Origin of the sequence: Barnesiella sp., from assembly GCF_022723415.1 — a bacterium.
Lineage (GTDB): Bacteria > Bacteroidota > Bacteroidia > Bacteroidales > Barnesiellaceae > Barnesiella > Barnesiella intestinihominis.
Genome location: NZ_JAIJHU010000090.1, coordinates 1 through 6,806, shown reverse-complemented (window position 1 = coordinate 6,806; position 6,806 = coordinate 1). Strand labels below are relative to the sequence as shown.

Sequence of the window (6,806 nt, the reverse complement as noted above, 5' to 3'; positions counted from 1 at the left end):
AAAGGACTTTCAAAGTCCTTCAATACCTCATGTTTTGTATCCTTTTCCGAAAGATTAGCATGTTCCGTAGGAATGCGCCAGTCAATGCCAAGAGATTCATCCAGGATAGAGATACCCCCATCAGCCTCTGGGTGATAGAAGTTATCACACTTATACTGGAATACCGCAGTTTCCGATAACACAGCGAAGCCATGCGCAAAGCCCTTAGGAATAAAGAACTGGCGATGATTATCCTCCGTCAGTTCCACCGCCACATGCTTACCGTATGTTGGCGAACCCTTGCGGATATCCACGGCAACATCCAGCACTCTACCCTTCACGCATCTCACCAACTTACTCTGTGTAAACGGAGGTCTTTGGAAATGCAGACCACGCATCACACCATAAGAACTCATGCTCTCGTTGTCCTGGCAGAACTCCACCTTGTAGCCCACCAATGGCTCTACTTTCTCTTTAAACTCACGCTCGCTAAAGCTCTCGAAGAAATAGCCACGAGCATCTCTAAAAAGGCGAGGCTCAATGATGAGCACGCCCTCAATATCAGTCTTTATTACTTGCATATTATTATTGGTTTGAATATAGTCAAAAAGGGCTACTAAGTTCCATCTCCGAAAAGTAACTTAATTAAAAAGGAGAGCGGGAACCGTTTACCCATATATCTGTTATTTTATTCCATGTATCTTCTTCCATCCTGCGAACCAAAATCTGAATTGGTAGTCTTCTCTCCCATTCACTGGCTATACAAGACTATCCGAAGATTTTTTCTACGATAAATCTTGCAGGAAACAGCAAGCCTGCCATCACATAACGCTTACGGGTATGCGGTTCCTTCCACATTCGATAAACAAAGCGTAGATTCGTTTTATCCACCCATGCCGGATAATAATCTATCTCATTCCTGGAAGTCTGATGAATAAATCCACCACAGGTAAATCCGACACCCTGATAACCGGCATCCTTCACCTTTAGCAGGAACTTCTCCTGCATCAAGGCTCCCATACCAACTATCAAGAAATCTGAATTCAGTTTAACGATATGCTTAGCTTCTTCATCCATTTCTTGTTCTGAAGCAAAGTAACCGTTACGATAACCAGCAAACTTCACCTTTGGATACCGCTCACGGAATATCTCCACGGCTTTCTCCACCTGCTCTTGCTTGGAAGCCACGATATAGATGGTCTTTCCATGCTCCTCTGCATAAGAGAACAACTCCGGTGCCATCGAAGTCATATCAAAGCTCCTTCTTGTCACCTGCTTGCCATACACCATCTTGATGGCTTTCACCAGCAAGTCACCATCGGCAAATATACCATCCATTTTACCAAACAGTTCCTTATTATCCAGAGCTGTGAGATAAGATACAGGATTGAGGTAAGTATAAACCTTACCCTTTGTTTCAAATATCTGATTGACAGAATAAAATTCCGTCGAAAGTATTTTATTGACTAAAATTGAATTTTTCATACACTCCTTATTCCCAACCATATTTTAACCAATCATAATAGCATATTAACTTCCTCATAAATGTAGAATAGCTATTTTTCTTTATAAGAAAATCATAAAAATTATGTTCTATGAAACTACACAATGTAGGTAGTTCATCTTTAGATATATAAAGATAAGGGATGAGAGCGATGGCTTTCCATACTCTTGTACTATTATACTTTTCAATAGCTCCTTGTAGGGAAAGGTTTTTATCTTCATCAAGATACTTATAGGATTGAAAATCCTCTTTTTTTCTTAATGGATAGTTTAAACCTAGTTTGTTTCTTTTATAACTTTCATCACTTTCAATTCCAATTAAGGATAAGTATTTATATATTGGCAAAAAAGTTCCTCTAGAATAAATCTGAGGGTATGCCTCTGTTAATACTTGTTCTGCGTTCAATTCTTTATTATCATCCAATACATCTTTAAGTAGGTCTACTGCTTTGAGCCCCCTATAACCAACAGCAGAATGGAATTTCTTTATAACGCCAAAGCCATAAACTACCTGAATGCTTTTGTCCTTGTCAACTTTTTCTTCAGGCAAAGCATATAACTTTCTTTCTGGTTTTTCTGATTGAACAATTTCATAAAACTGTTTTTTATATTCTCTCAACAAATTTGCAGGAATTGCTCGCTCGTAATATTGAAGTAGCTCATACACCTCTTTGAAACTATGCGTCCTTATCTTTATGACTGGCAAATTCACTTTGTTCCCCATCATAATATCCTGTCTTTCTATCGCTGTTTGGAATGACGAATCATCAACCCATTCAACAAATATTAGATTGTCTTGCAATTTTTTGATATTATCGTTATCCAAACAAGCAACAATCGACTTTAAAATATCCTGAATATTCGAGTCGGAGATAGAATAACCTAAAAAGACTATTGGATGCTCTATAAATATCGTGATGAGTTTTGCGGCAAGATATGGATTTTTCTTACTAAATCCATCATAATCATTTTCTGTAAGAATTAAACTTTGTGGAATCTTGTAACTTCCATGTATCTTATAAATTTCACCAACACTATATGTTGAAGAAAAAATTAGCTGCTCTTGACCTACATATGGAGTGAACTTAGGAAACAACCTTTCTGCTGTATCATCCCAGTTTGTCGTGATGATACCATCAATACACAATCTTTCTAAGATATGTATTTCTTCCTCATACTCATCTGGAAAATCATGGAGTGATTGCTTCTTCAGATAGTCAGATATTTTAATCTTTAAAACAGAACTACCATCAAGTACTTTATCTTGAACAGCCATCTTGAATTCATCATCATCATCCAAATTCCAAAACTCTTCTGTTACATCTTTTGCTATTGCTGTTGCAACTTTTATCAGGGAGTCTGTATTTAATTTTGAATAATATTGCGCCAATTTATGTGGGGCAAACATCTGAAGAATACCATTCCACTGAGGTGTACCAAGATAATGCCGAGAGAAGCCCGACCCCAAGAACAAAAAAGGTGCTCCCTTTCTTTCTTTTAAAATGGAAACAAACTCTTCTTTTGTCATAATTCTTCAAAATTTAACGTATCTCCAACAACTTTTGCAGAAACCATATTTGGCATAGATACAGGTGTAGGTGCATTAACATCAGTATCTATGCCTATTCCATATCGTAGCAATAGCTTTCCAATATAATTTAACTTATATTTATCGCCATCATTAGCATCTATAACGCTATTATAAATCACGCCAGCAGACAACAATATGTCATCTGTACCTACCTCGCTATAATCTTGCTTATATTTTTCCAAATTACAAAAATCTACATAGGGGAGTTTCTCTATAACAAGACATAGACGTACAAAATTCTCTATAGATATTTCTCCATTTACTTTGGCTTTCATCAAATTAGCTAAGCATTCTATCTTGTTGATATTATCAATTTTGTCTATAACATTCAATAGAAGCTCTGTACCTTTCTCTTTATTGATTTCTGTATATTCCTTTATGAACCGTTCTTTATCCGATTGTGATATAGAATTCGTGTCATAAAGAAATTTCGCAACTTTCTTGCATAGGCGTAGTGTCTGAATATTTTTCCCCACTTTATAAATACCGTTCAAGATACCAAGTATTGGTATTCCATCTAATGCGCCGTTACTTACAACCGCATCAATGCTTGTATCACCGACAGTTGCTATCAAGTCTTTCTTGTCATCACTTAAGAGTGAATTTTCAAAGGACTCGACTAAATTGTTATTTTCTTCCATAATCAAAATATTTAATATGCATACCTCAGATATCCAAATCCCTTCATATCCTTCATTCGCATAATAAATTCCGATGCCAAGAAACAGAAAGCGATGGTCACAATAAACAGAAGAGGACCATTCTCCCATCCGAATAACTGCTTTGGAATCTTCTTAAAGCAATCGTGAATCACATAGAAAAGTATACTATAAGTTCTGAATCTACGATATAACTGCGGATGTTCAGGCAACTGCCATGTATAGGCCGCAACAAACAAAGCAACAACACAAAGAATCTTTGGCACAATAGGAATAAAGAAAGATAAAATCAAGAATAGCAGTACAGCCACCCATGCAAAACCATTCCTTACCTTCTCCATCCAAGTTATTGCAGAATTATTGGCCATAACATATCCTAATGTTATCCAAAGCAAACCGCCAGGAAACGATAAATTAGGTGATTTGAAATCATTATACCAATCATAAAGGACAGCCCATTCAGAAGGTAACTCTTTAACATAGTATAAATACAAATATACCAGCAATGGCAAAAGTATTACCAAAACGTCTTTCTTGAACAATCGGCTTAATCCCCAGACCATAGGAACTCCTACAAGCAATGCCCCTAAGAACCAACTTGCATCAAACATATTACCAAAGAAGAAATCTCTTATTATATAAAGAGGTACCCATATTGTAAACGGATGGAAATACTCCTTCTGCAAATATATAATCGGACTCCATATCACACACCAAAATAGGTATAAAATACAAAGTCGTTTCATAAAATGCAAAACTTGGTTCATCTGGCATTCTTCGTATCTTGCTTTCCTAAAAAACAAGAAAGAAGAAATCACGAAGAATGTCGGAACAGCCAGACTTTCAATAGGATGAATCACATAATTTTGAAAAATGGGGGGGTAATGAGATAACCTTGGACATGAATATCCACGATTAAGAATGCCATGATAAATTTCATGACATCAAGACCCGAAATGATTTTCTTTGGTTGCATTTAAAATACGTATTTGTTCTTTATAAATTTTCTTTAAGATAAGCAATAGAACGTTTCTTTTCCTCAGCTATCTTTATATTAACAGGTTCATAATCGATACTTGTATTCATAATACCAGGAAGTTTACTTACATCATTAGCTATTCTGCCTTCCAAGCCAAATTGTTCTAAAAGATGAGTAAGCTTATTACTATTCATACCACGAACAATTGTACAGAATTGCTTGTTGAACTTGATTGAAAATACAGAACCATGAAATGTGTCTGTTACAATACATGTAGCGTGTTGGAAATAAGCCAACACCTCAAAAGGATGTGGAACTATAGTCATATCACACCATGGAAAATAATGACCAATACTTACCAGTTTTAAGCCTTTATTCTTAGCATAAGCTCGAATGGCATTAATTTCATTTTTATCAGTAATACGCCCAGGGTAAGTATAGACTATCATGTAATCTTTCAAATTCACAGATGCAGGCATATGCTTAGTATAGTCGTAGATAAGAACAGGATCCACATTCTTGTTTGGGATGCTACCCGTCAACTTCTCCACAACTTTCACGCTATTCGCATCTCTAACGGAAATCTTATCAATATTTTTCAAGAGACTAGACACAGTATCCTTGATACCTAGTTTTTCCAACTTAGGCACAGTAGTAGCACCAAAAGAGGCAGCATAGGTTATCACCTTATGTGCATTCAAACCTTCTCCAAATAACTGCTTAGAAAAGCCAAACCAAGTTTTTTGGGCACAATTAAACACCTCATCACTACCAATGACTACGGTATCAAAATGCTCTGTTGTAATACCTTTCTTTACTCCCAATTCCGGCAAAAACTCTTTGGAAAAACGACTTTGAAACTGATAGATGTACTTAAAGCGGTTAACAAAATCCAATCCCCATAATCTTTCAACCAGCAGATGAATCTTATGGAATTTACTAATCTTATAATCGCCAAGCTGTTCACCAGGTACAATGTTCACGAACTCACACTGATGCCCTAAAGCCTCAATATTACTTTTCAACGAGAATGCCTGGAGGAAAGAACCATAGTTCTTTACCTCCTGCATTGATAATATGCCTACTTTCATTATGCCTCCTTACTAAATTTTCTGATACGGAAATGATTGATAACCTTTGCTGCCAAATATGGAGAAACAGCAAATAAGATTCCTCTTAATTTCTGCTGCAAAGAGATGGGTGCCGACAAAGCACACAATGCATTTTTCTGGCAGATAGTCTTAACTCTATCGTAAAGTGCCTTATACTCTTTCATTACACCACATCCCACCATCATGTTTAAACAGTCACAATGAGAATGCCAATTACTAAAGTTCCATGCCTTTTGAGTTTCACTTGATTTTGAAACAAGTTTATCTTTAATATAAAGCTGAGCTTTTATGCAACTATGAATAGAATATTCTCTGAACTTAGAGGCTCCACTTTCTGGATCACCCACACGGTAATGATATACGTTATGATGGCCCATAGCTACACGTCTAGCTCTTTGAAAACATTCTATAGAATATGCAAATCCTTCTCCATTGAAAAACTCAGGAACAAAACGGATATGGTATTTTTCTATCAATTCTCTACTTATCATTTTATTCCAAGGGGCAATAATAATCTTGTGATAAAGCATATTGATTGCAGTCAGCTCTCCACTTAATACTGTAACATAATCATTACGTCCATCATCAAGTTTGATTTCTCCAAAAAACTTATCAGCAGTAGGCGTAGCTGCTATTTCTGCATCATTATCTTTTATTAGTCTATAGAAATAGCTCAGATAATCAGGAGACAGTAAATCATCTTGGTCAATAATGCAGACGTATGCACCTTGCGCCATATCAATTCCTACATTGCGTGAATTACATACTCCTGAATTCTCTTTGTGAACAACCTTTATACGCTTATCTTTAGCAGCATAACTGTCTAATATTGTACCGGAGCTGTCTGGTGAACCGTCATCAACCATAATCAACTCAAAATTAGAATAGTCTTGTGCCAAAACTGAATCCAGGCAATCGGCAAGGTATTTCTCACCTTTATATACCGATGCCACAATTGATATTAATTCTTTATTTTCCATATT

7 protein-coding genes are annotated in these 6,806 nt (G+C 36.3%); all 7 read right to left on the bottom strand.

The annotated features are described in order from the left end of the window. A partial coding sequence (gene rfbC / locus QVD32_RS12325; protein WP_287710282.1) for a dTDP-4-dehydrorhamnose 3,5-epimerase occupies nt 1-560 on the bottom strand: 560 nt, incomplete at its 3' end. A 187-nt stretch (nt 561-747) separates the two neighbouring features. After that, complete coding sequence (locus tag QVD32_RS12320; RefSeq protein ID WP_287710281.1) at nt 748-1,464, bottom strand: WecB/TagA/CpsF family glycosyltransferase; 717 nt, start codon at nt 1,462-1,464, stop codon at nt 748-750. 7 nt (nt 1,465-1,471) lie between these two features. Further along, nucleotides 1,472-3,010 carry an SIR2 family protein gene (locus QVD32_RS12315; protein WP_287710280.1) on the bottom strand — a complete coding sequence of 513 codons (1,539 nt, stop codon included), beginning with the start codon at nt 3,008-3,010 and terminating at the stop codon, nt 1,472-1,474. After that, nucleotides 3,007-3,714 carry a hypothetical protein gene (locus QVD32_RS12310; RefSeq protein ID WP_287710279.1) on the bottom strand — a complete coding sequence of 236 codons (708 nt, stop codon included), beginning with the start codon at nt 3,712-3,714 and terminating at the stop codon, nt 3,007-3,009. The genes QVD32_RS12315 and QVD32_RS12310 overlap by 4 nt, the downstream gene beginning before the upstream one ends. 11 nt (nt 3,715-3,725) lie before the next feature. Next, nucleotides 3,726-4,655: an acyltransferase family protein gene (locus QVD32_RS12305; RefSeq protein ID WP_353847102.1), complete on the bottom strand. Its 930-nt coding sequence runs from the start codon at nt 4,653-4,655 to the stop codon at nt 3,726-3,728. A gap of 73 nt (nt 4,656-4,728) precedes the next feature. Further along, nucleotides 4,729-5,802: a polysaccharide pyruvyl transferase family protein gene (locus QVD32_RS12300; protein ID WP_287710277.1), complete on the bottom strand. Its 1,074-nt coding sequence runs from the start codon at nt 5,800-5,802 to the stop codon at nt 4,729-4,731. Further along, the coding region (locus QVD32_RS12295; RefSeq protein ID WP_287710276.1) for a glycosyltransferase family 2 protein at nt 5,802-6,806 on the bottom strand (1,005 nt) is incomplete at its 5' end. The genes QVD32_RS12295 and QVD32_RS12300, both read right to left, overlap by 1 nt.

What these genes read in the sequence shown, in the direction of transcription:
- QVD32_RS12310 (WP_287710279.1), bottom strand. Translation starts at nt 3,714, where the DNA reads ATGGAAGAAAATAACAATTTAGTCGAGTCCTTTGAAAATTCACTCTTA.
- QVD32_RS12300 (WP_287710277.1), bottom strand. Translation starts at nt 5,802, where the DNA reads ATGAAAGTAGGCATATTATCAATGCAGGAGGTAAAGAACTATGGTTCT.
- QVD32_RS12315 (WP_287710280.1), bottom strand. Translation starts at nt 3,010, where the DNA reads ATGACAAAAGAAGAGTTTGTTTCCATTTTAAAAGAAAGAAAGGGAGCA.
- QVD32_RS12320 (WP_287710281.1), bottom strand. Translation starts at nt 1,464, where the DNA reads ATGAAAAATTCAATTTTAGTCAATAAAATACTTTCGACGGAATTTTAT.